The organism is Streptomyces sp. NPDC002671 (assembly GCF_053592475.1).
This window is the reverse complement of the sequence record NZ_JBSFVU010000031.1, coordinates 1-24116: the sequence shown is the minus strand read 5'-3', so window position 1 is coordinate 24116 and position 24116 is coordinate 1. Positions and strand designations below refer to the sequence as shown.

General features: G+C 71.3%; 20 protein-coding genes and 1 pseudogene. 13 read left to right on the top strand and 8 right to left on the bottom strand.

All coding sequences use genetic code 11. The features are described from left to right. Positions 1 to 168 precede the first annotated feature (168 nt). Positions 169 to 825: a TetR/AcrR family transcriptional regulator gene (locus ACWD35_RS35255; protein ID WP_451355424.1), complete on the bottom strand. Its 657-nt coding sequence runs from the start codon at positions 823 to 825 to the stop codon at positions 169 to 171. A gap of 106 nt (positions 826 to 931) precedes the next feature. Here ACWD35_RS35255 and ACWD35_RS35250 point away from each other — a divergent pair, with 106 nt between their 5' ends. The 5 genes from ACWD35_RS35250 (at position 932) to ACWD35_RS35230 (ending at position 7489) form a co-directional block, all read left to right on the top strand. Then, positions 932 to 1411: a cupin domain-containing protein gene (locus ACWD35_RS35250; RefSeq protein ID WP_451355423.1), complete on the top strand. Its 480-nt coding sequence runs from the start codon at positions 932 to 934 to the stop codon at positions 1409 to 1411. 311 nt (positions 1412 to 1722) lie between these two features. Next, positions 1723 to 1923, top strand: a complete 201-nt coding sequence (locus tag ACWD35_RS35245) for a DUF6229 family protein (protein ID WP_451355422.1) — start codon at positions 1723 to 1725, stop codon at positions 1921 to 1923. A gap of 168 nt (positions 1924 to 2091) precedes the next feature. Next, entirely contained in the window at positions 2092 to 4965 is a 2874-nt protein-coding gene (locus ACWD35_RS35240; protein WP_451355421.1) for a type 2 lanthipeptide synthetase LanM family protein, read from the top strand. A 230-nt stretch (positions 4966 to 5195) separates the two neighbouring features. Further along, positions 5196 to 6500 carry a patatin-like phospholipase family protein gene (locus ACWD35_RS35235; RefSeq protein WP_451355420.1) on the top strand — a complete coding sequence of 435 codons (1305 nt, stop codon included), beginning with the start codon at positions 5196 to 5198 and terminating at the stop codon, positions 6498 to 6500. 14 nt (positions 6501 to 6514) lie between these two features. Then, a complete protein-coding gene (locus ACWD35_RS35230) occupies positions 6515 to 7489 on the top strand; it encodes an endonuclease/exonuclease/phosphatase family protein (protein ID WP_451355419.1) in 975 nt (324 codons plus the stop codon). Positions 7490 to 7624: 135 nt separating this feature from the next. Here ACWD35_RS35230 and ACWD35_RS35225 read toward each other — a convergent pair whose 3' ends face one another. Both ACWD35_RS35225 and ACWD35_RS35220 read right to left on the bottom strand, forming a co-directional pair. After that, positions 7625 to 8662, bottom strand: a complete 1038-nt coding sequence (locus tag ACWD35_RS35225; RefSeq protein WP_451355418.1) for a sphingomyelin phosphodiesterase — start codon at positions 8660 to 8662, stop codon at positions 7625 to 7627. Between the two features lie 236 nt (positions 8663 to 8898). Further along, positions 8899 to 9897, bottom strand: a complete 999-nt coding sequence (locus ACWD35_RS35220; RefSeq protein ID WP_451355417.1) for an alpha/beta hydrolase — start codon at positions 9895 to 9897, stop codon at positions 8899 to 8901. A 306-nt stretch (positions 9898 to 10203) separates the two neighbouring features. Between ACWD35_RS35220 and ACWD35_RS35215 the strand changes: the two genes are divergently transcribed. After that, positions 10204 to 11034, top strand: a complete 831-nt coding sequence (locus ACWD35_RS35215; protein WP_451355416.1) for a tetratricopeptide repeat protein — start codon at positions 10204 to 10206, stop codon at positions 11032 to 11034. Positions 11035 to 11053: 19 nt separating this feature from the next. On the opposite strand, the gene ACWD35_RS35210 is transcribed toward ACWD35_RS35215, so the two are convergent. The 3 genes from ACWD35_RS35210 to ACWD35_RS35200 all read right to left on the bottom strand — a co-directional run bounded on the left by ACWD35_RS35210 (position 11054) and on the right by ACWD35_RS35200 (position 13860). Continuing rightward, positions 11054 to 11467 carry a carboxypeptidase-like regulatory domain-containing protein gene (locus ACWD35_RS35210; RefSeq protein WP_451355415.1) on the bottom strand — a complete coding sequence of 138 codons (414 nt, stop codon included), beginning with the start codon at positions 11465 to 11467 and terminating at the stop codon, positions 11054 to 11056. 104 nt (positions 11468 to 11571) lie between these two features. Beyond that, positions 11572 to 13173 (bottom strand): hypothetical protein, encoded by a 1602-nt coding sequence (locus ACWD35_RS35205; protein ID WP_451355414.1) that lies wholly within the window; start codon positions 13171 to 13173, stop codon positions 11572 to 11574. 288 nt (positions 13174 to 13461) lie between these two features. After that, a complete protein-coding gene (locus tag ACWD35_RS35200; RefSeq protein ID WP_451355413.1) occupies positions 13462 to 13860 on the bottom strand; it encodes a nuclear transport factor 2 family protein in 399 nt (132 codons plus the stop codon). An 88-nt stretch (positions 13861 to 13948) separates the two neighbouring features. Here ACWD35_RS35200 and ACWD35_RS35195 point away from each other — a divergent pair, with 88 nt between their 5' ends. The 3 genes from ACWD35_RS35195 to ACWD35_RS35185 all read left to right on the top strand — a co-directional run bounded on the left by ACWD35_RS35195 (position 13949) and on the right by ACWD35_RS35185 (position 17579). Beyond that, on the top strand, positions 13949 to 14557 hold the full coding sequence (locus ACWD35_RS35195) for a TetR/AcrR family transcriptional regulator (RefSeq protein WP_451355412.1): 609 nt from the start codon (positions 13949 to 13951) through the stop codon (positions 14555 to 14557). 224 nt (positions 14558 to 14781) lie between these two features. Then, entirely contained in the window at positions 14782 to 17091 is a 2310-nt protein-coding gene (locus ACWD35_RS35190; RefSeq protein ID WP_451355411.1) for a molybdopterin cofactor-binding domain-containing protein, read from the top strand. An 11-nt stretch (positions 17092 to 17102) separates the two neighbouring features. After that, positions 17103 to 17579, top strand: coding sequence for a (2Fe-2S)-binding protein (locus ACWD35_RS35185; protein ID WP_451355410.1), 477 nt, complete (start codon positions 17103 to 17105; stop codon positions 17577 to 17579). Positions 17580 to 17791: 212 nt separating this feature from the next. On the opposite strand, the gene ACWD35_RS35180 is transcribed toward ACWD35_RS35185, so the two are convergent. Both ACWD35_RS35180 and ACWD35_RS35175 read right to left on the bottom strand, forming a co-directional pair. Next, positions 17792 to 19510 (bottom strand): aldehyde dehydrogenase family protein, encoded by a 1719-nt coding sequence (locus ACWD35_RS35180; RefSeq protein ID WP_451355409.1) that lies wholly within the window; start codon positions 19508 to 19510, stop codon positions 17792 to 17794. After that, entirely contained in the window at positions 19507 to 21066 is a 1560-nt protein-coding gene (locus tag ACWD35_RS35175; protein WP_451355481.1) for a GMC family oxidoreductase, read from the bottom strand. The genes ACWD35_RS35180 and ACWD35_RS35175 overlap by 4 nt, the downstream gene beginning before the upstream one ends. Before the next feature lie 194 nt (positions 21067 to 21260). Here ACWD35_RS35175 and ACWD35_RS35170 point away from each other — a divergent pair, with 194 nt between their 5' ends. From ACWD35_RS35170 to ACWD35_RS35155, 4 genes and pseudogenes are all read left to right on the top strand, one after another. Next, positions 21261 to 22430, top strand: a complete 1170-nt coding sequence (locus tag ACWD35_RS35170; protein ID WP_451355408.1) for a PucR family transcriptional regulator — start codon at positions 21261 to 21263, stop codon at positions 22428 to 22430. A gap of 92 nt (positions 22431 to 22522) precedes the next feature. Continuing rightward, positions 22523 to 23197 (top strand): ArsR/SmtB family transcription factor, encoded by a 675-nt coding sequence (locus ACWD35_RS35165; RefSeq protein ID WP_451355407.1) that lies wholly within the window; start codon positions 22523 to 22525, stop codon positions 23195 to 23197. Beyond that, entirely contained in the window at positions 23194 to 23931 is a 738-nt protein-coding gene (locus ACWD35_RS35160; protein WP_451355406.1) for an SRPBCC family protein, read from the top strand. Before ACWD35_RS35165 ends, ACWD35_RS35160 begins: the two co-directional genes overlap by 4 nt. Positions 23932 to 24000: 69 nt before the next feature. Beyond that, a pseudogene (locus ACWD35_RS35155) lies at positions 24001 to 24116 on the top strand (dihydrofolate reductase family protein); the annotation flags it as partial.

The window sequence follows — 24116 nt, the reverse complement described above, 5'->3', positions numbered from 1 at the left end:
CCGGATAGCGAACGGCAGGAGATCGAGCGGGGTTTCGCACGTGAGCCCGGCCGGGGCTATTGGTCTGGACCATGATTGGTCTGGACCATATGCCCGGTCAAGGTGTCGGGCAGTCTTTTGCGCGTTCGTGGGGGAGTGGGTCAGGTGTCGGCGGCAAGCGGCCTCTGGCTAGGCCGGTTCGCTCGGGTCGTCAGGTGTCATGACGATGCGTCGGGTGATGCCGTTCCGGGAAGGTGCGGCCTCGGGCAGCGCAGGCGCGCCCTCGGGGCGTAGTCCGTGGAGGTAGACGGCGAGATGGCGGGCCGCGAAGGCCGCGCTCGCCTCGGGCGGCAGGTGCGGCATCGGGCGGCAGGCCATGGCAGCCGCGATGACCAGGTCCTCCGCGGTGACGTCCGTCCGCAGGACACCGGCGGCCCTGCCGTCCGCGAGGAGCTGCTCGGCGGCGTCGAGGATGGCGTACTGGAGTTCCTGGACCCGCTCGTCGCGCACGGCGGGGCCGCCGATCATCGGGAGCACGAGGCGTTCGCGCTGTTCGACGATGCGCCGGAAGAACCGCGCCAACACCTGGGCCGGATCGGTTACTTCCTGGCGCGCCGCAGTCAGTGCCGAGAGGCAGATCTCGAAGCTGTCGACCATGACCTGCCGGATCAGCGCGTCCCGGTCGGGGAACCGGCGGTACAGCGTGCCCGGGCCCACTCCGGCGCGGCGTGCGATGTCGTCCAGGGGCACCGCGGTGCCGCGCTCACGGAAGAGTTCGCAGGCCGCGGCGAGGATGCGCTCGCGGTTGCGCTGGGCGTCGGCGCGCAGGGGTGGCTCGGTGGTCATGAGGTGATGCTAGGCGACCGCCCGATAACCGGAGAATTTTCTCCGGTAAGCGCGTAGGGTGAGTCAGGCCATCCGGCGTCATGCGACCCGCGAGGAGGACTCACCCATGTCCATTCACCGCTTCTTTCTGCTGGAGCCCGGAGAGAGCCGTCCGACCCGGGTCCCGTTGCCGCCCGGCCTCGGTGTCAAGGTCGGTACCGCCGACAGCGACGGCCGGCTGGCCGCCATGGAGAACCAGCTGGACATCGACATCCCGCCCCATGTGCACGAGCGGACGGACGAGTTCGTCTATGTGCTGGAGGGGGAGATGGAACTCGACCTCGGGGGTGAGACCCACCGGCTGACGGCCGGCATGTGCGCACTGCTGCCGCGCGGCGTCCCGCACGCCCTGCGCAACCGCTCCCAGCCCCCGGCCCGGGCCCTGCAGGTCTCCACACCGGGTGGCTGGGACCAGTTCGTGGAAGACCTCTTCGCGGCCGGACCCGCCATCAGGACCGCCGACGGCGCGATGGACCTGGAGAAGGTGAACGTCATCGGCGAGAAGTACGGCATGCGCTACACCAAGGGCACGATGGTCGTCGACTGACCGGTCGAAGGGGTGTCGAGGGGTTGGTGACGGCGATGACGAGTGCGGCTGTACGTATCCGTCGCGTTGTCGGGTTTGTCGAGACGTCTTCCCGTCACGAGCCACCACCAGCCCGGACCCGCGCTGCAGCCTCCCCTGGCCCGGCACGTGTCACGGCACGCCCGGCGCGCCTTCCCGCCTGCCTCATGAGTAGCGGGCCGCAGCACGAGCACCACACGAGTGTGGCCGGATCCGTCATCTGACGCGTGTGCGAGCACGGCGATACTCAGGTCTGGGCAATCCGCCCCAATTCCTATGTCCGGAGGCCATCCATGCCCCAGACCCACGTGTCCCACACCGCCGTGCTCGAAGCCTGGCTGTCGGGCGCCGAGAGCGCGTTCGGCCAGTCCAACCCGGCCGGGCCCCTGTACGTCGGCGGCAGCGCCGCCGAGGCCGCACTCACCGACCCGAGCGACTCCCTCTACGGCTTCTGTTCCAGCCCGTCCGGTTCGCGCGGCAGTTGGTGCTGCTGACCGTCTCTCCGCCGGAACGCGCTTCCTGAGTGCGCTTCGGCGGAGAGCGGAGTGAGGTTCCACGAACAGGGGTGTGAGGAATCGTTTCACCAGCCTGGTGGAACGATTCCTCACACCCCACCTCAGGCGCCCTGAAGGCGCGACGCGGCGGGACGGGGAAGGTGGACGGTGAGCGGATCAAGGCCGGAGGCATCGGGGCCGGAGACATCAGAGCCGGAGGACAGAGACGAGGCGGACAGAGACCAGGCGGACTGGTTCGCCCAGCCCGTACGGAGCATCGCCCGCCCCTGGCGGGACGAACTGGCCCGGCGGCTCGCCGCCGTGGACGGTCTGGGCCGGGACGAACGGGATCTGGTGCTGGACGCCGGGCACACGGCCCTCCTCAGGTCCCTGCACGCGAAACTGTCCCGCCTGTTTCTGATCGAACTACACGCGCTGCGCCTGGTCACAGACGGCCGGCCACCGGCCGCGGGCACCGCACCGGACACCGCCACCTGGGCCGCGTACATCGAGCAGGCCGGCCGAGCGGGCTACCTCGACGAACTGGCGGTCCGTTACCCGACCCTCGGCGCGCGCATCGCCTCCGTGGCACGGCTCTCGGTGGCGGCAACGGCAGCCTTCGCGCACCGGCTCGCCGCCGACCGCGCCCTGCTGCACCCCCTGCTGGGGGCGGAGGCGGGGGAGTTGCGCGCCGTCACCTTCGGGGCGGGCGACAGCCACCGGGGCGGACTCACCGTCAGCCGCGTCGACTTCGCCGGCGGCAGCGTCATGTACAAACCCCGGCCGTCCGAGGCCGACGTGGCGCTCGGCGGCCTGCTGGACGAGCTGTTCGCGGACTTCCCCGCCGCCCCGGCGCCGCAAGCGCGAATCCGGGTGCCGCGGACACTGACGCGCGACGGCTACGGCTGGGCCGAGTTCGTCCGCCACCGCTACTGCGCGGACGACGCCGAACTCGCCGCCTTCTACCGCGGCGTCGGACACTGGCTGGCCGTCCTCCGCTTCACCGGCGGCACCGACATGCACGCCGAGAACATGATCGCCGCGGGTCCGGTGCCGGTGATCGTGGACGCCGAGACGCTCTTCGACGCCCCCGCACCCTTCCCGCCCAGCAACCAGGGCGACGCGGTGGACGTGGCGGCTGCGGCCATCCGCCGTACCGTGCTGCGCACCGGACTGCTGCCCGTACGCGGCACCGGTTTCGCGCTCGGCGGCGTCGACATCTCCGGGGTCGGGGCGCTGCCCGGACAGCAGCCGCTGATCCCGAACCCGGTGATCGCGGACGGCGGCACCGCGGCGGCCCGCTTCCAGGTCGACCTGGTGGCGATGCCCGCCGCGGCCAACCATCCCAGCCCCGCCCCGGTGCTGAGCACGTACTGGGACCGCATCCTGGCCGGCTTCCGGGAGATGACCGCGCACCTGCGCCGGCCGGGCCGGGACCCGTACCGGCTGCTGCGCCGCTTCGAAGGCGCCCAGGCGCGGCGGATCCTGCGGCCGACGCAGGCCTACGTCGACATCGGCCGGATGCTGTGGCACCCGGCGTCCCTGCACGACGAGCCGGCGGCCGTCGAACGGGCCCGGGACATCCTGCGGCGCAATGCCGAGGTGCTGCCCGGCGCGCCCACCGACCGCGCGGCCATCGACGGCGAGATCGCCGACCTGCTGGCAGGCGACGTACCGATGTTCACCTTCACCGTGGACGCGAGCGCCGTACGGAACACGGTCGAGGACTGGCGCACGGCCGACCTGCCGCGGGAGGAGGCGGTGATCCAGGACGCGCTCGTCGGCGCCTACCTCAACGAGCGCTCACTGCCCGCGCGCGTGCAGGCTGCCGCCCGCGAGCCGCACGCCCGTGACCGGGAGCGGCGCCGCCGGGACCTGGCCGCGCAGATGGTACGGCGGCTGTGCGACGGGGCGGTGCGCGGCGAGGACGGCACGGTCACCTGGATCAGCCCGGTGTTCACGCCCGCCGGATGGTCCATCAGGGTGCTGCCCGCCGACCTCTACACCGGGCAGGGCGGCGTGGCCCTGACACTCGCGGAGTACGTGACCGAGACACGGAACGGCCGGGCGGACGAAGTACCAGGCGCCGCCGAGACGTTCGACGGGGCGCTGCGGGTGCTGGTCGCCACCGAGGACCAGACACCGACGCCCTCGGCCGGGGCGTTCAGTGGTGCCGCCTCGCAGGTGTGGACCTGGATGGCGCTGCACCGGGTGCTCGGCGAGGACTCGTTTCTGGAGCGGGCCGCCGAACGGGCCCTGCTGCTCACGGAGGGCCGGCTGGTCGAGGACGACATCGAGGTGGACCTCCTCAACGGGGCCTGCGGCGCCGTCGTCCCCCTGCTCAACCTGGCCGACGCGACCGGGCAGGACCGCTGGCTCGGCGCCGCCGCCCGTATCGGCCGCCGGCTGACCGGGCTCGCCACGCTCGACGAGAGCGGCGCCCGCTGGACGACCCGCCTCAACCCCGAGGGCATCGGCGGCTTCGCCCACGGCGCCACCGGCATCGGCTGGGCCCTGGCCCGGCTCGCCCTCAGTGACGCGGGCAGCGCCGCCGAACGCCGTGGCTGGCACCACCTCGCCGAGCGGGCCTTCGCCTACCAGGAGTCCCTCTACCGGCCCGAGCACGGCAACTGGCTCGACGTCCGGGTCGGCGCCGAGGACGACTTCTTCACCAGCTGGTGCCACGGCAGCGCAGGGGTCGGCATCGGCATGCTCGACCTCCACCGGCGCACCGGCGACCCCGCCCACCTCGACATGGCCCACCGCGCCGCGCGCGCCTGCGCCGCCGAGGGCTTCGGCTGGAGCCACACCCTGTGCCATGGTGACCTGGGCCTCTGGGAGTTCCTCACATCGCTGGGCCACGGCGACCCACGGGACCTGGACGCGGAGATCCTCACCGGCCTCGAACAGCGCGGCCCCGTGGGCGGCCTGGCCCGTGAGGCGTTCTCGCCCAGCCTCATGTCCGGCCTCGCCGGAGTCCTGCACACCCTCCTGCGCATGCATCCCGAGGCCGATCTGCCCAATCCCCTGCTCCTGAACTGATGCTTCCGGGCCCACGGCGGTGGGAAAGGCCGCCGTGGCCGAACACCCGAGCCTGCCGTACGACCCCCGTGATCCCGCGGTCGCACTGGACCTCGACTCCCGCGCCTGGCACTGCGTGCCAGGCGCGCTGTGCGTGTGGAGCGGAATCGTCTGACCTGCACCGTCGGCCCCCTCGGTTGCCGGGTGCACGGTGGCACAACCACACTTGTTGTAGAGGCAGGTGATCGGCCATGAGCCCGTCCGCAGACCATCCTCGCGACTCAGACACTCCTCAGGCCTCGCGCTTCACCAGCGCCGGCCGCGTCCAACGCGCGATGCGCGCCGCCGAGCATGCCTGGGCCGCCGACTCTCCCGCCGCGGGCACCGGCCTGCAGGCCCGCCCCTGCGGCGACGCGCTGCGGCCCGCCAATCCCCCGCCCGCGGATCTTCCGGTGGCCGTGTGTCTGTCGGGCGGCGGCTTCCGGGCGACTCTGGCCGCGCTCGGCTTCGTCCGGATGCTGGCCGATACCGGGATGCTGACCGGACTGCGGTACGCATCGTCGGTGTCCGGAGGGTCGATCGCCAACGCGGTCCTCGCCACCGCCTGGCCCGAGCTGCAGAAGCGCGGCCTCACCACCACGGCGTTCGACGAACTCGTCTTGAAACCGGTCGTCGACAAGGTCTCGTCGAAGTCGCTGAAGACGTCCCTCATCCTGGGCCTGTGGCAGACCCTGGGCCCGATGACCCGCACCGAGCTGCTGGCCCGAAGACTCGACGAGTGGTTCTTCGACGGCACGGAACTGGAACAGCTGGATCCGCAGGTCCGCTGGATCTTCAACGCCGCGAACCTGACCACCGGCGTGCGGTTCGGCTTCGAGCGCGACGTCTACGGCGACTACGTGACCGGACTGGCACCCACAGCAGGCAGAGGGCTGGCACTGAGCCGGGCCGTCGCCGCCTCCGCCGCCGTTCCCGGAGCCTTCCCGCCGCTCGTGCTCGACCGAACCCCCTTCCCCTGCGCGGCATATGACCCGGCCCTGCTCGACGGGGGCACCTACGACAACACGGCGACCGAGGCGCTCGACAGCGAGTACTACCGGCCCGACTTCCTTTTCATCCTCAACGCCGGAGGCCTGCTCCACCCCGGCCCGTACGGCCGTGTCCCCATCGTCCGCGACCTGGCCCGGGCGAACTCGCTGCTCTACCGGCAGAGCACGGCCCTGCGGACCCGCGCGATCGACGAACGCTTCCACGCCGGTCTGAAACCGGGCCAGGCCGACGCACCCGGCACCCGCCACGGCATCCTTGTGGCACTCGCCACCGACTTCAGCGACGTCGAGAAGCCGGGGCTGAGCACCTGGCGCCAGAGGTTCGAGGAGCGCACCGACTGGGGTGGGCGTCACCTGGCGAGCGTGCCGACGGTCTTCGACCGCTTCGACCTCGGTCTGTGCCAGGCGCTGGTGTATCGCGGCTGGTGGCTCGCGGGAGCCGCACTCTCCGCCTTCCACCCCGAGCGCATACCGAACATCGACTCGCTGGAGCCGCCCCAGCTGTGACACGGGAGGTTCGCGTGCCGTCCGAAGCCGACATCCTGGCCCCGCCCCAACAGATCGCCACAGGCGTGGCCCGGTGGGAGGCAGCGCTCGATCAGGTGATGCCGGCCAAGGCGGCAGGGTCGAATCTGCTGGTCGCGACGTGGAATCTGCGGGCCTTCGCGGATCTGACGAAGGCGTGGGAGACGGGCGCGGGGATGTCACCGAAACGGAACTTCACCGACCTGCACTTCATCGCCGCCGTCATCCGCCGGTTCGACGTGGTCGCGGTGCAGGAGGTGCACGGCAATCTGCGGGCCCTGCGGCACCTGCTGAAGGTGCTGGGCGACGACTGGGCGTTCATTCTCACCGACGTCACCGAGGGGAAGGCCGGCAACGACGAGCGCCTGGCCTTCCTGTTCGACACACGCCGGGTGAAGCCGTCCGGGCTGGCGTGCGAACTGGTCGTACCGCTCGAAGTGGGCGCGGGAGTGACGGCGCAGGCACTGGACCGGCAGTTCGCCCGCACCCCCTATGCGGTCAGCTTCCTCGCCTCGGGCCAGACGTTCACCCTGGTGACCCTGCACGTCGACTTCGGCGGCAAGGCCGCCGACCGGGTCCCCGAACTGAAGGCGATCGCACAGTGGCTGGCCGGCTGGGCCGAGCGGGAGTTCGGCTGGGACCACAACCTCGTCGCCCTGGGCGACTTCAACATCGACCGCGCAGGCGACCCACTCTTCGACGCGTTCACCTCCACCGGACTGGCCCCCGCGCCGCCGCTGGCCGGCCTGCCGCGCACCATCTTCGACAAGCCGGGCGCCGGGCACTTCTACGACCAGATCGCCTGGTTCACCAAGGACGAGCAGGACCGGCCCGTGCTCACGCTGGAGTGCACCGGCGGCGGTCAGGTCGACTTCGTCGGCGAACTGCGAGGCGACCGCACGCTGACGGAACTGTCCTGGCACATCTCCGACCACTACCCGCTGTGGGTCGAATTCGCCATCCCCGCATGACGCGTCGTGCTTCGGGTTCGACCGGTGGACTGCTCCGCGAGCGCGGCGCCGGACACGGCGTTCGCCTGGGGCGCGGTACGTGCGGACGGGAGGATCCGTCGGCCGGATCCTCCCGGAACGCGGGCTCAGCAGGCCTTAGTTCACGTGGAACGTCGCCTCGACCGGGTAGTGGTCGCTGGGCGCGTTGGTGTCGATCTGGCCGGGGGTCCAGCCGGCCTGCGGGTCGAAGTCGACCGTGACCTTGGACATCGCGGTCGGCGTCGGGCGCCCCGGCGCGTTCAGGTAGCCGATGTAGTCCAGGTCGTCCCGGTAGTCCTTGGGGAAGGTCTCGACACCGGACATGTACTGGCACCAGGCGGCGACGGAACAGTCCATGGTCCGCAGGGTCTGGCCCGGGTCGGTGGCGGGAGTACCGAGCACGCCGTTCGCCGCGGCCTGGGCGTTGGCGTAGTCGCCGCGGGCCTGGCCGCCGTAGTACTCCACGTTCATGTCTCCGCCGATCAGCACCGGCGCGCTCGTGCCGGCGATGCCGTTGACCCAGGTGCGGATCTCGTTGAGCTGGGCGAGCCGGGTGGACTGGGTCGTGTCGGTGGAGGTGCCGTCCTCGTCGGCCTGGAGGTGGGTGCCGACCACCCAGCTCTTCACGCCGCCCTTGTCGATCTGCACCAGCGCCGCGCCCTTGTTGGCGTGGTAGTCCCAGGTGCCGTACGTGGAGTTGCTGAAGACGTGGGCGTACTGGGCGGTGATCGGGTACTTGGAGAGGATCAGCGTGCCGCCGTTGATGACGAACCACGAGTTGGAGCAGTTGCCGCTGATGCCGTTCCAGCCGCCGCCGGAGCAGGTCTGGCCGACGACCGGGGTGCGGTAGGGGTAGAGGTCGGCGAGCTTGCTGGTGATGTCGGCGGTCGAGCTGTTGTTGAAGTCCTCGTCCAGTACGACCACGTCCGCGTTGTGCTTGCGGATGATGTCCTCGATGACCGGGGTGCGCTGGGCGGCCTTCTCGTTCTGGGTGCTGTCGACGACCGGGGTGGCGAGGTCGACGTTCCAGGCGAACACCGAGAGGTCGGTGCCGGTGGCCGCGCTCGCGGCGGGAGCCGCGAAGCTGCCGGAGCCGAGCAGTGCGGCGAGGGCCGCCGCGGAGGTGAGAGCGGTCGCCGTACGACGGGTGACCATGCGTTCTCCTGGGGGTGAGTCGGGTGCCCGCTGGATCGGGGGTTGGGAACCAGCGGGGCGCGTACATGACAGCGTTGGACTTTAGTCAGATGCCGGTACGGCTGGGGGAACGTTGACCGATCGGTTCGTGGAGAAAAGGTGTATGGACAAGTTCGGCTCGGCGCGAGCTGCTTCCGCCGATGGTCGGCGTCGGCGGCCGACTCCCAGTGCGCAGCCCGCCGTACCCGCGTCCTGGGTCAGTTGTCCGCGGCGGACTGCGTGAGGAGGCGCCGGAGCCAGCGGGTACGGGCGTTGCGGGCGTCCTCGCTGAGCGCTGCCCGTGGTGCGACGGTGTCGAAGCCGTGGAAGGCGCCGGGCCACACGTGCAGCTCGGCCTGGCCGCCGGCCCGCCAGATCGCATGTGCGTAGGCCACGCCCTCGTCCCTGAAGGTCTCGGCCGACCCGACGTCGATGTAGGCCGGGGGCAGCTGGGAGAGATCCGTGGCGCGGGCGGGAGCGGCGTACGGCGGCAGGTCCGCCGCACCGTACCGGTCGCCCAACAGCCCTTGCCACGCGGTCGAGTTGGAAGTGCGGTCCCAGAGGTCGACACCCGCCATCTGCCGGCTGGAGAACGTGTCGTTGCGGTCGTCGAGCATCGGGCACAGGAGCAGTTGCCCGATCGGCGTGGGCCCGCCTCGGTCACGGGTGAGCAGGGCGAGGGCCGCGGCGAGGCCGCCGCCGGCGCTCTTTCCTCCGACGATGATGCGGTCCGCGTCGATACCCAGGGCGCCAGCGTGCCCAGCCGCGCCAACGAGCCCGGCGTAGCAGTCCTCCACCGGTCCCGGGTACCGCGTCTGCGGCGCCAGCCGGTACTCGACGGAGATGACGGCCAGCTCCAGCGGGAGGGCCCACTCGCGCAGCAGCCGCGGAAGGACGGACCACGCGTTGCCCGTGATCATTCCGCCGCCGTGCATGTAGTAGAGCAGTGGCAGCGGCCGGGCGATACCGGCGGGTCGTGCGCACACGAGCGTGACGTCCGGCCCGCCCGCCGGGCCCGGCACGCGTAGCTCCTCCACCTCGAAGCGGCCGTCGGCCCGCAGCTCCCGGACCGTCGGCCTGGGCCGGGCCGCGGCATCCCGCTCCTGCCGGGCCGCAAGGTTCTCCGGGGTGTACGGCTCGCGCACCTCGTCCCCCAAAGCCGCCAGGGCGACGGCCAGTTCGGGGTCGAAACGGGGCGCACCCCTGGCTATGTCCATGCGACGCAGTCAATCACCCGCCAAGTGGCGGCCCCAGCTCCCCGACACGCGCTGTCACCACACACCCTCGGCCCAAATGAGACGTGGATCACTCTCATAGCTGTCACATCGCAGCGCCGTGCTCTGTCAGTTAGGTGTGACCGCCCGCACCCAGCAGGCCGCCGGTGACTACCAGCCCGTTCAGCAGGGTTGACAAGACTCCCGGCGCCGGAGCAGACGTTGAATCCCCCGACAGCGAAGGCTCCGGCGCCGGGTCCTCCAGTGGCGGCCGGTGGTGTCCCCGGCGCAGGTCCGTAAGCTCCGGGCATGAAACGCTTCAGATCGCGCGGCCGGAACAGCGCCGGACAGACGGCGGGCTTCCCTCTGGCTCAGGCCATAGCCCTGTACCAGGCCGGGCGTTATGCCGAAGCGGAGGCCGAGGCCCGCGCCGTGGCCGCGGCTCGGCCCCGGTTGCGCGACGATCCGTACGCACCGCTGGCGTTGAACTTCGCCGCGCTCGCGACGCGCGCCCAGGGCCGCTCCGCCGAGGCCCTCGCCGCCTACGACGAACTGCTGCCGGTGTTCGGCCGGATCTTCGGTGCTGAGCACCCGCACACGCTGAAACTGCGCTCGGACCGCGCCCAGACACTGGGCACGCTCGACCGGCACGCCGAATGCGAGGCGGAGTGCGCGGCCGTGGCCGGGGCCGCGGCCCGCGGCACAGGGCCGGAGATGTCGCTCCTCGCGGCGGCTGCCCGCAACGGACAGATCTACGCCCTGACCGCGCAGGGCCGCCACTCGCAGGCCGAGGCGCTCGCCCGCGAGGCCCTCGCCGCCCATCCCGAGCCGGACCGGTTCAACCTCGTCCTGCGGCTCGGCCTGGCCCGCAGCCTCAACGGCCAGGCCCGCCACGAGGAGGCTCTCGCCGAGGCTGAGCGCGCCGACGAGCTGGGCCGCAGCCTGTCCGAGGAGGTGCGCCACCCGGAGACCGGCGCCGTCGAACTGGCCCTGGCCAACGCCCTGCTGGGCCTGGGCCGTCGCACCGAGGCCCACACTCGGGCCACAGCCGCCCACGACGCCTGCCTGGCCGCCTTCGGCCCGGACCACCACCGTACGGCCGAGGCCCGGTCGCTGCTCGACCGCATGCACGACGCCTGACCGACGGCACCCCAGAGCCTCAGCGGATGCCCGAGTCGAAGTGGATGACGACCTTGGTGAACCGCCCGCTGGTGACGGTGACGGTCACCGGTTGGGCGATCGGGGTGACCGCGCCGGTGAGGTTGGCGGGGTGGATGGTGTAGGTGCCTGGCGGCAGCGAGATGCGGAAGTGGCCGTCCGCGCCGCTGGTGGTCCCGGTGACCTTCCGTTCGGGATCGCCGCGGGTGATGGTCAGCCGGGCGCTCAGGGGACGGTCGGGGCAGGGGCTGTGCCCGCGGACCACCGGGCAGCCGCCGTCGACCAGGGTGTGGCCCTCGATCCCGGAGCCGGACGCGGTCGGCGCCGCGGCTCCGTGAGAGTCCCCGCATCCGGCGGCCGACAGCACGGCGGCCAGCGCCAGGACGGCGAGCGCGGTGCGAAGGGGGCACTTCATACGGGTTGGACTTCCCAAGGTGCGGGTCGGTTCCGCGGACGGGGCGGCCGGAGGCCGGGCGGAGAGGTCCCCGCCCGGCCCCGGGCCCCAGGCTGCGGGTGACGCTAGGAGAACAGGACGTTGTGCGGCTCGGGGTAGGCCCCGGTGGCGCCGCAGTTCCCGCCCTTCATCGCGTAGCCGGCGGCGACCCAGCGGGTCGGGTCGGCCTGGTAGGTGCGGACGGTGAGGTAGTCGCCCCAGCGGGGCAGGCCGGCGTAGGTACAGGTGTTTCCGGCGCCCCACAGGTAGTAGTTGGGGCTGGTGTCGATGGCGTTGGCGGGCTGGGAGTTGATGCCGCTGCCGGGGTAGTAGTGCGTGGTGCCGGTGCCGCCGCCCCAGGCGAACTCCAGGCCCACCCGGCCCAGCGAGTTGGGCGCGAGCGAGGCGAACTGGATGGCGCCCCAGCTGCCCCACAGGTCACCCGAGCCGTTGAGGTTCTTGTCGGACTCGTTGAACCAGACGAACCGGGTGTAGGGGAACGGGTGGCTGCTGTCCTGCTTCGCGTTGAAGGAGAAGCCGATGAGTCCGGCGGTCCGGTAGGCGCCGAGGACGCGGGAGTCGGCGTACTGGCACCAGTTGGTCACAACGCCGTCGGCGCTGGCGCAGTTCTGGCCGCTGTTGCGGGTGTAGAAGCCGTACGACGGGACGGTGCGGTCCCACCACGAGTAGTTTCCGGAGTTCTCCGGCCACGCGAACACGCGGAAGGAACTGCCGTTGGTCTGACCCCAGTTGCTGCCCCAGTACAGGGTGTCGGTGGAGCCGGGTACGAGCTTGAAGGTGAGGTTGTCCGTGCGGGTCAGGTAGTTGTAGCTGAAGCCGCTGCAGGTGCTCATCGGACTCTTCGGCAGCCGCAGCAGTCCGGAACCGCTTCCCCCTGTGCTCGGGAAGAAGTTGGTGGAGATGTTGACGTTGTTGTTGGTGATGGACATGTCGTTGAAGTCCAGCGCCGTGGTGCTCGCCAGACCCATCCAGCCCGGGGTGATGCTCCAGTAGCACCAGCCGGTGTACGCGCCCGGGCCGGAGGCCGAGGCGTTGGCGATCACCAGGTGGTCGCTGAACTGCAGCAGCCAGAACTGCCTGCCGGTCGCCGGGTCGTACTGCGTGACCTGGTCGCAGCAGAACCCTGACCCGAACAGCGAGTACGGGTCGAGGTACGACCAGGTCGCGCCGTTGTCGGTGGAGCGGGTGGCGTACCAGTTGCCCGTCTGGAAGATGTTGGAGCCGTTGGCGTCGGTGCTCGGCTCCTGGGTCGACGACAGGGAGGAGGCGCCGCCCGATATCCCGGAGGTCGGGATGGCGCTGTCGCGCGCCACGGTGGCGAAGGACCTTACCGAGGACGGCTGGGCGACCGCGGCACTGAGCGGGGCGTGCTTGGGCCGTTGCCCCGCCTTGCCCTTGTCCATGGTGTCCTCGTCGTACATACGGGCGTTGAGCTGGGCCAGCTCGTCGGCTGTGTACTGCCGCGGCTTGTCGAGGACGGCAGCCGTCACCGAAGCGCCGCCGCTTGCCGCGGCCCGGGCGGCGTTGCCCTGACCGTGGGTGACGGCGGACGCGGGCGTGGAGGCGATGCCCGCCAGCCCGAACGACAGGATCAGGAGCAGGACCGCCCAAACAGATGATCTTCGCCGTCTGCCCCCGGCCAGGGACATGCGAATGGAACCGGACATGCCGAACCCCCCCTTGAAGATGGCCGAATCGGACGCACGACGGCATCAATCGCCACTCCCCCCACCGGTGCCGGGCAGAGCGCTGCCGCCGCACGCCAGCGAAGGTAGCTGTCCGGGACCGGCCCACCAAGAGCCTTGGGAAAGGAACCGAAAGAGGTCCGAATTCCCTGTCTGTGAAAGGGAACTGAGGTATCACCAGGCCCGCAGGACGGCGGCAGTTACGACGACTTGGGGGTGGCAACAGCACATAACGGCCAAGTTCTCACCGCACCGCGTTTCGGCTGCCACTCACTCGTCCGTGTCCGGATCGGTGGCCAGCGGGACTTCGCCGGCGGTCTTGCTGTAGCCGAGGGCCTCCACGATCCGGCCGTCCTCGACACGCATGAGGTTCACGCCGCGAACGGAGTCGCTGGGCCCGTCGCCGAAGCGGTAGCGCCAGCGGATCGTTGCCCGGTCGCCCGCGACGGCGACCTCCTCGGGCTGGAACTGGGTGGTGCGGTCGGCCGCAAGCGTCCGCCAGAAGGCGAGACACGCCTCCCGGCCTTCGTGGCGTTCACCGTCCGGTGCCGGCTGGACCGCCTCCATGACGCAGTCCTCGCCGACCAGATCGTCGAGCGCGTCGGGGTCGTGGTGGACGAACGCGTGGTTGAAGCGGTCGATGACAGCGGCGGTCGTACGAAGCGGCATGCTCACTCCCTGGTGGATAGAACAGTCGGTCTACTCGGAATGTATAGAACGGTTGATCTATCGGTCAACCACTGGCAGGCTGGCGCCCATGAGTACCCGTGCGGAACCAGGACCACGCGAGCGACTGCTGGCGGCGGCACAGGAGCTGACGTACCGCCATGGCGTCGGTGTGGGCGTGGACGCCCTGCTCAAGAGCGCGAACGCGGCCCGGCGGTCCCTCTACGAGCACTTCGGTGGAAAGGACGGCCTGATCGCGGAGGTCCTGCGCCGCAGCGCCGCCGAGGACGAGGTCGGCTATGAGCAGACCATGCGGGCGGCGGGCGACGATCCGCGTGAGCGCCTCCTGGCCGTCTTCGACAAGCTCGACACCGTCGTCACCGAGCCGGACTTCCGGGGCTGCCGGTATCTCGCTGCCGACCTGGCCCTGGCCGACCCCGCCCATCCGGGACACGCCGTCACGCGTGAGTACCGGGAGCGGGTGAGCCGGCTCCTGGCGGGCGAGCTGGTCAGGCTCGGCCATCCGCGACCGGCCCACGCCGCCGACCAGCTTCTGCTCCTGATCGACGGAGCCTTGGCGGCCGGAGCCACCCGCCCCGACACCAACCCTGTCGCATCCGCACGGGAGTTGGCCAAGCAGATCCTGGCGCAGGGCGGCAACCCGGGCGACCCGGCGCGCCCGGCCAGGCTTGCCCCCTGACGGCAGGCCGGCGAACGAATCGCCGTGGCCTGACGAGCCGGCTCACCTGACAGCAGCGCGGCTGCGGTTGGGCGTATTGTGCCCGGGCACAAAACCGGGGCACGGAATTCCGGCGACCGCCCGTTGTGCGATGGCCGTGTACACGCCACGCTGCTGCGCGGTGCGTTGCGTTGCGGTTGCCGCAGTGAGACGCCCGGACGGTCGTCGTAACGGGAAGGGCATCGATGGAACGTGAACCAGGGCAGCAGGAGTTCGGTCGGCGGCGGTTCCTTGGATATGTGCTCGCCGCGTCGACGCTGACCGTCGCCGCCCAGTTGGGGGAGACCGCCGCGGCCCCGGACGCCGCCGCGGCGGTTCCCGGGGTGCCGGAGCCCGCCGAGCTCTACGACCTCAGCGACATGCTGACGGACGCGACCCTCCCCACCGCGAACCTGATCACGATCCGGGTGAACCCGGACGGGACCGCGTCGTTCGCCCTGCCGCGCGCGGAGGTGGGGCAGGGGATCACCACCTCCACCGCCATGCTCATCGCGGAGGAGCTGGACCTGCCGCTGGACCGGGTCCGGGTCTCGCTCGCCGACGCCCGGCCCGAACTGCTCTTCAACCAGCTGACCGGCGGCTCCAACACCACGATCTCGACGTACACCCCGATCCGGGTGGCTGCGGCGACGGCCAGGCACCGCCTGCTGCAGGCCGCGGCCGACGAGCTGGGCGCTCCGCTCTCCGCCCTCTCCGTGCTCCAGGGCGTGATCACCGCGCCGGACGGCCGGGGTATCAGCTACGCCGAACTCGCCGTGAAGGCCGCGAGCCTGACGGACCTCAAGGTCGCCGTCGAGCTGAAGGCGGCCTCCGCGTTCACTGTGATCGGCACCCCGCAGAACCGCGTCGACGCGCTGGCCGCCGTCACCGGCCGCAAGCAGTTCGCCATGGATGTCAAGGTCCCTGGCGCCCTGCCCGCGATGATCTGCCGGCCGCCGACGATCAACGGCACCGTGCGCTCGGTGCAGAACCTCGCCGCTGTCCAGGCCATGCCCGGCATCACCGACGTCGCCGTGGTCTCCACCGGCGTCGCCGTGCGCGGGCGTACCTTCGGACAGTGCATCGACGCCGTCCGCGCGCTCCAGGTGACCTGGGGGCCGGGCAGCGAGGACGCCGCCACCGACGCCACCGTGCTGCAGGAACTGCGGGCCGCGGAGAACCCGCTCACCGTGCCGCCGCTGCCCCTGCTGACCAAGGCCGTCGACGCCCGCTTCACCTTCCACTTCGCCAGCAACAGCGCCTTGGAGACCAACTGCGCCGTCGCCGACGTACGTTCGGGCAGCGCCGAGATCTGGGCCTCCGTCAAGTCGCCGATCACCGCGCAGGAGGAGATCGCCGCCAGGCTCGGGCTCCCCGTCGGCGCGGTGACCGTGCACGTCACCGAGGGCGGCGGCTCCTTCGGCCGTAAGCTCTTCCACGACGCCGCACTGGAGGCCGCCGAGGTCTCGCAGAAGATGGGCAAGGCGGTCCGGCTGATGTGGCACCGCACCGACGACTTCCGGCACGGCCGCGTCCACCCGATGTCCACCTCACGGGTCCGCGCCACCTACTCGCTCGGCCAGGTGCTCACCCTCGACCAGCGGCACACCTCGGTGGCCACCGAGTTCGGGCACGGACTCGGTGAGATCATCACCGCCAGCGCCGCCAAACTCCCCGTCGGCGGGCTCGCCTTCTCCGAGACCATCTTCACGCTCACCCAGCAGACCCCGTACAACTTCGGTGTCTCCACCCAGCTGCTCACCGAGGTCGACAACGGCTTCCACACCGGCAGCATGCGCAACATCTACTCGCCCAACGTCCGTTGCGCGCAGGAGCTGATCCTCGACCAGCTGGCCGAGGCCATGGGCAGCGACCCGTACCGGTTCCGCCGCCAGTTCCTCAAGGGGGATCGCGCCCGGGCCGTGCTCGACAAGGTCGCCGAGGTCGGCAACTGGGGACGTACGATGGCCCCCGGCACCGCCCAGGGCCTCGCGATCCACCCCGAGTACCACGGCTTCGTCGCCGTCCTCGCCGAGATCGACTGCACCCCGGCCACGGTGAACCGCAAGGTCCGCGACGCCGTGACTGGCCCCCGGGTCACCAAGGTGGTGTGCGCCGTCGATGTCGGCCTCGCGGTCAACCCGCGCGGCCTGGAAGCCCAGATGATGGGCGGCATCATGGACGGCATCGCCATCACCCTCACCTCCAGCCTGCACCTCAAGGACGGTCACTTCCAGGAGGGGAGCTGGGACAACTACTTCTACACCCGGCAGTGGAACACCCCACCGGAGCTGGAGATCGTGGTGATGCCCCCGACCACCGGAACCCCCGGCGGCGCGGGGGAGTTGGCCGTCGCCGGCGCGATGGCCGCCGTCGCCTGCGCCTACGGCCGGGCCACCGGGACCATGCCGACGAGCTTCCCGATCAACCACGAGGCGCCGCTCGCCTTCGACCCGCTCCCCACCGTCCCGCCGATCCCGCAGTCGCCCACCGACGGCCTCAGCCGCACCTTCTAGGAGCAGACGCCTTGCCTCAGCACACCTTCATCCTCAACGGCAAGCAGGTCACCGTCGACGTCGAGGACGACGTCCGGCTCCTCTGGGTCCTGCGCGACATCCTCGGCGTCACCGGTCCCAAGTACGGCTGCGGGCTCGGCGTCTGCCAGGCCTGCACCAGCCACATCAACGGCAAGGCCTTCAACCCCTGCTGCGTCCCGGTCGGCGAGGTCAAGGCCGGGGACGAGGTCACCACCATCGAGGGGCTGCCCGCCACCGTGGGCAAGGAGCTGCACCCGATGCAGGAGGCCTGGCTGCAGCTCGACGTCCCGCAGTGCGGCTACTGCCAGCCCGGCCAGATCATGACCGCTGTCGCCAAGGTCCTCCAGGCCCGCGCGGACGGACGGCAGTTGACCGACGCCGACCTCGACGAGATCCGCAACATCTGCCGCTGCGGTACCTACCACCGCATCCGCGAGGCCATCATGGCGGCGCAGAAGCAGTTCTGACGGTCCGCCACTCGTATGAGTGTGGGGGCGATGGGCTTGCCACCTGCCAACGTGGCGGAACCGGCGCGCACTTGAGCTGCATTTCCGGACCGGTGCGTGCGGCGCGCCGTATCGACGTCTCGGTTCGAGCCCATGCGGGCTCGGCCTAGGCCTGCTCACCAAGGGCCCGGCGCCGCGCCTTCTCGGCGCCGGGCTGCTGCCCAGTGGCCCGCTCAGCCGCGCAGCGCGGAGGCGAAGATGCCCGGGAGGGCGGTCGCTCGCGGTCGGGCCGCGAACGCGGTGAGCCGCCGGGCCGTGGTCGCCGCGGTGCGGTTGGAGACGAACCAGAGCGGCTTGGGGGACAGCGCGAGTTCGCCGTTCAGGACCGAGCGCGGGGCCGGGCGGAACGGGCCGCGTACGACGGTGCGTTCGGGGGAGTCGAGCAGGACCGCGTTGTGGACGACGCCGATGCCGCTCTGGACGTCCTGGAGCGTGTGGCCGGGGAAGGCGCCCCAGGTGGCGGTGGGGGTGAGGTAGCCGAGGGCGGTCCAGGCGTTGACGGCGACGGTGCCGTAGCGCAGTTCGGCGACGGCGGCGTCGAAGGCCGGGCCGAGCTCGCGCAGGGTGCGCGGGTCGCAGACGACGTTGGCGCCGAGGGTGCCGAGAAGCTCATCGTTGGCCGTCTTCACCGCCGCGTCGAGGAACTGCCGTGGCGCGCCTGGCAGTTCGAGGATGCCGAGGACGGGGGAGAAGTACTCGGTGGTCAGCGCCGACGCGTTGTCGCCGGGGCGCAGCCCGGGCAGCAGGACCCGTCCGTGGGCGAGGCGTTCCGCGCCCGGGTGGGTCTCGACGGCTCCCTCCACCCGCGAGTCGCTGCCGGGGTAGTAGGCGGGCCGGGCGGGTGCGGCGGCCAGGGCCTGGCGCAGCAGCTGCAGGAAGCGGTCCTTGAGCGGCCAGTCCTGACTGACCATCACGATCTGTCCGGCGACGCAGTTGTAGCCGCCGTTGTGCAGCCGCTGCGTTGCAATGTGTTCGGCCTGGAAGCGCAGGTCGGCCTCGGACCAGTCCCCGGGGACGACGATGACCGGCGACACGCCGCCCAGTTCACTGGTGACCGGCTTGTCCAGCAGCGGCGTTCCGGCGGCCTTGCGCTCGGCCGCCTCGGGGCCGGTGCCGAAGACGATGGCGTCGTGCGTGGCGGCGCTGCCCGTCATGTGCACGTGGGCGACCCGCGGGTGGTGCACGAGGTAGCCGCCGACGTCCGCGCCGCCGGTGACGATGCGCACCGCGCCGAGGCGGATGAACGGTGCCAGTACCGTCCGGAAGACCTCCAGCATCGGGTCGGTGATCGGGTTCAGCTTCAGGAGGACGACGCGGTTGTGCGCGTACAGCTCGTAGAGCACGTCCAGGACAGGGATGGAGGTGATGTTGCCCGCGCCCAGCACCACACTGATCCCGCCCGTCGCCGTGGGCGTGCGCTGCGCCAGGCCGGCGCGCTCGCGCACCTCCTGGGCGCTGGTGCCGGGCCGCATCCACACCTCGGCGGTGAAGCCGCTGAGCAACAGCTTGTCGTAGACGCTGTGCGGCAGGACCTGCACGGCGACCCGGCCGCCCGGGGCCCGGCCGAGGGTGTAGTCGTCGACGGGACTGCGGCCCGACTCCAGCGCCCGCACCGTCGCGGCCAGCGCCGTCGTACCGGTCAGGACGGCGTACGGTCCGGACGTCCACTCCTCGCCCAACAGTACGCTGTCGGCGGGTAGTTGCTTGAAACGGGCGGCGGCGTCGACCCACGCCTGAGCCTGGGCGGCCGTCGCGGCGTGCACCTGCTCCAGCAGCTCCCGGCGCCGGGCCAGACCGCAGGCCGCCCAGGCGGCCTCGCCCTCGGCCAGCTCGGCCAGAAGCTGGTCGATCCGGTCCGCCTGGGCGGTCCCCGGCTGCATGGATGTGGTCATCGGGTGGCTCCCTTGATCAGGTCGGCCGCCTTCTCGGCGGCCATGAGAGTGGGGGCGTTGGTGTTGCCCCGTGGCACGGTCGGGAACACGGAGGCGTCCACCACGCGCAGGCCCGCGACGCCCAGGACGCGCAGCTCGGGGTCGACCACCGTGCCGATCGCGCAGCTGGAGGTGGGGTGGAACAGGGTCATGCCGGTGCGGCGCGCCCAGGCGAGGATATCCGCCTCCGAGTCCGAGGCGGGCACGCTGAACCCGGATGTGGCGAAGTCCGCCAAGGGCTTTGCCGCCACGATCTCCAGAGCGGTCCGGACGCCCGACACCATGGCGGCGCGGTCCTCGTCCGTGGTCAGGTAGTTGTGGCGGATGCGGGGCGCGGCGTCCGGTCGCGCAGAGCGCAGCGTCACTTCACCGCGGCTCGTCGGCGCCAGCACGCACGGCGCGAGCCCGAAGCCGTGCTCGGTCACCGCCCCCAGTCCCTCCTCATGGAAGAGGGCCGGCGCGAAGTGGAACTGCACGTCCGGTGCGGCCAGTTCGGGGCGGGTGCACACGAAGCCGCCCGCTTCGCCGATGTTGGAGGTGAGCGGACCGCGGCCCTCGCGCGCCAACAGCTCGGCGTTGGCCGGGCTCGCCGCCGTGTACAGCGACTCGGCGTCGGTCCGGTAGTTCAGCAACGCCATGAAGTGGTCCTGCAGCCCCTGACCCACCGGCAGATCGGCGATGACCTCGATCCCGAAGGCCGAGAGCGCCTCGGCCGGCCCGAGACCCGAGAGCATGAGCAGCTTGGGCGACTCGTACGCACCGGCGGAGACGACCACCTCCCGTTCCGCACGCAGCAGTTCGGCCGAGGCTGATCCGGCCGACCGCACCTCCACGCCGGTCGCCCGGCCCGCGTCCAGGACGACGCGCAGCGCCTGTGTGTGCGGGAACACGGTGAGGTTGGGCCGGTCGAGCGCCGGGTGCAGCCAGGCCACCGCGGCGCTGTGCCGCATCCCGTTCCGCTGGGTCAACTGATAGTGGCCGAAGCCGAGTTGACGGTCCCCGTTGAAGTCCTCGGCGCGCTCGTGGCCCGCGCGCACCGCTGCCTCCACGAAGGCGGCTGCCAGCGGGTGCCGGGAGCGGCCCTCACTCACGCGCAGGGGACCTCCGGCGCCGTGGAACGCATCCGCACCGCGCTCGTTGTCCTCGCAGCGCCGGAAGTACGGCAGCACCTCTTCGTACGACCAGCCGGCCGCGCCCGCAGCCGCCCACCCGTCGTAGTCGGCTCGGTTGCCGCGGATGTAGATCATCGCGTTGATCGAGCTGCAGCCGCCGAAGACCCGGCCCCGGGGGAGGTAGGCCCGCCGGCCGTCGAGCCCGGGCTCGGGCTCGGTGTCCAGATCCCAGTCGAGGTCGCTCTTGAACAGCTGGCTGAAGGCGGCAGGCACGTGGACCTCCTGCGCCGTGTCCGGGCCGCCGGCCTCCACCAGCGCCACCCGCACGTCCGGATCCTCGCTCAGCCGGGCCGCGAGCACACAGCCCGCCGATCCGGCTCCGACGACGACGTAGTCGTAGCTCATGCCCTCATCCACGTGATCTCCTCGACCGACCGGTAGAGAGCGCGGAGACTGTGCCTCCGCACCAAGCGAGTGGCGGCTCCACTGCGCGCTGACCGCGATCGTCCTAGCAAGGGCAGGGATTTGACCATAGGCGGTCGGTGAAGATGTCGTCGACATGCTTGTGCGGCTGCACAAGCATGGGGCAGCCTGCCGCCATGCAGCCGCACCTCGCCTCCGAGCCGCACGTCGCCGGGCTCGTCGCCCGCCTCCTCGGGGCGGTGGACCCATTGGCCGACGAGCTGACCGAGGGCATCTTCCTGGGCGAACTGGCCTACGCCCACAACCCCCGGCTCACCCACAACCAGCTGCGCGGCGCCGTCTACGACAATCTGCGCACGCTGCTCTCCGCCTTGCAAGGGCGCCCGATGAGCCTGGACGCCGCCCGCGCGGCCGGCCGTCTCAAGGCCGAACAGGGGATCCCCCTCGCGGCCCTCCTGCACGCCTACCGGCTGGCCGGCCGCTTCATCTGGGAGCGCCTGCTGGCCGCCGCCGAGGAGGAGGGATGCGCCACCGAACTCCTGCCGGTCGCCTCCGACGTCTGGCTGATCATCGACGAGTTCTCCAGCGCCGCCGCGGACGCCTACCGGGCCGCTGTCGAGGAGCAGGCCCGGCACGACGCCGAAATGCGCGGAATCCTGCTGACCGGGCTCCTGGACGGCAGCGTCGCCAGCAGCGTCCGCGCTGCGGAGGTCCTGCGCACCCTGCGCCTGGACGGCCCTGGTGTCCTGCTCGTCGTCCATGCCCTGACCAGCACGCCGCTCCTTGCCGAGAACCGCCTGCGCGCCTCGGGAGTTGCCGGGGTGTGGGTGCAGCAGATCGGGGCCCGCGTCGGCGTGCTCGCCGCCGTCGACGAACAGGCGGCCACGGCGCTCGTCGAGCACCTGGACGCAGCGGCCGACTGCCGCATCGGGGTGAGCCGGCCCTTCGCCACCCCCACCGACGCCCCGGGCGCCTGGCGACAGGCCCAGCAGGCCGCACGATGCCTCCCGCGAGGGGTCAACGGCTGCCATGTCTACGGCGGTTCACCCATCACCCTGCTCGCCGCGGCCTCCCCGGAGGTCGCCGCCGAGGTTGCCGCCACCGTCCTCGGCGGCCTGCGCGCCCTGCCCGAACCGGAGCAGCAGGTGCTGCTCGACACCCTCGACGCCTGGTTCGCCGTCGGCGGCTCGACCACCCGCGCAGCCGAGCACCTGCACTGCCACCGCAACACCGTCCTGTACCGCATCAACCGCATCCAGGAACTCACCGGCCGCGGGGTCGCCGACGCGGTTTCGACGGCCGAGCTGTACGTCGCCCTGCGTGCCCTGAGCATCAGCGGTGCGTGATCGTCTCCGGTGCGGCTGCTGAGCCCGGACGGTCGATCGCCGACAGCTTTTCTGTCCTTGACAAATAATTTTGTCGGACCGATCCTGGAGTGGTGCTGGACGTCGCTGTGATCGAAGAACCCGCCGCGGCCGAGGCTTCTCTGGACCCGATACGGTCCCGGATCCTGGCCGCCCTGGCCGAGCCCGGCTCGGCCGCCATGCTGGCCGCCCGCCTGGGGCTGCCCCGGCAGAAGGTCAACTACCACCTGAAGGAACTGGAGCGTCACGGCCTGGTCGAGCTGGCCGAGGAACGGCGCAAGGGCAACGTCACCGAGCGGATCTACCGCGCCACGGCCGCCTCCTACGTGATCTCCCCGAGCGCGCTGTCCGCCGTCAGCCCGGACCCTTCCCGGTCCCCGGACCAGCTCTCCGCCCGCTGGCTGCTGGCGCTGGGGGCCCGGCTGGTGCAAGAGGTCGGCGCTCTGCTGACCGGTGCCTCCCGGGCTCGCAAGCGGGTCGCCACCTTCGGCATCGACGCGGAGGTGCGGTTCGCCTCCGCGGCCGACCGCATGGCCTTCGCCGACGAGCTGGCCCAGGCCGTGACGACCCTCGTCGGCCGCTACCACGACGAGTTCGCCCCCGCGGGCCGGAGCCACCGGGTGATCGTCGGACTCCACCAGATCCCCACCGCGCAGCCCAGAGCTTCGGGGAGCCAGGCCGAACCGCAGCAGAAGACCGGGGGGACACCAGAGCACGCCTCCGAAGCAGGACAGGAGAACCAGCGATGACGCACCCCTTCGAGCTCGACCAGGAGACGATCCTGCCGGCGAGCCCCGAGCAGGTCTGGGACGCGATCGCCACCGGACCGGGAATCGACTCCTGGTTCATGGGCCGCAACGAGGTGGCGCCGCGCGAGGGCGGGACCGTTGCCATGGACATCGGAGGCAACCGCGAGGAGGCGGTGGTCACCGCCTACGAACCCGGCAAGCGCTTCGCCACCCGCACGGCCACTGCCGAGGACGGCCGGTTCATGGCCTTCGAGTACCTGATCGAGGGGCGCGAGGGCGGCAGCACGGTACTCCGGGTCGTCCATAGCGGGGTGCTCGGTGACGACTGGCAGGACGAGTACGACGCGCTGCGCCGCGGCTGGCCCTTCCACCTCCACACGCTCCGCGAATACCTCGCACACTTCCCGGGCCGTGCCGGCGTTCCCGTCTTCGCCATGGTGCCGTCGGGTGAGCAGCCTGCGCAGGAGGTCCGGGCGGCCCTCACCCGCGGTCTGTCGCTGCCGAGCCCGGTCGCGACGGGCGCGCGGGCGCAGGCCGAGCCGGCCGGCCTGCCGCCGCTGGACGGCGAAGTGACCTGGTCGGATGACGAGCGCATCGAGGTCCGCACCGCCGACGGGATCTACACCTTCCACCACTTCCCCGGCGTGGTGCTGATGTTCCACCACCTTTTCGGCCCGGACACGGACGGCGCCGAAGCCGCGTGGCAGCGGTGGCTCACCGGCCTCCTCGCCTGAATGCCGCGCCAGGACAGCCGTATCGGCCACTTTCCGTCAACGCACATCCGAGACACCGAGGAAACTCCCATGCGCACTCTGATCAGCACGGCCTTCATCTCGCTCGACGGCGTCGTGGAGGCCCCCGGCGGCGAGCCCGGTTACCGGAACTCCGGGTGGACCTTCAAGGACGTCGAGTTCCTCCC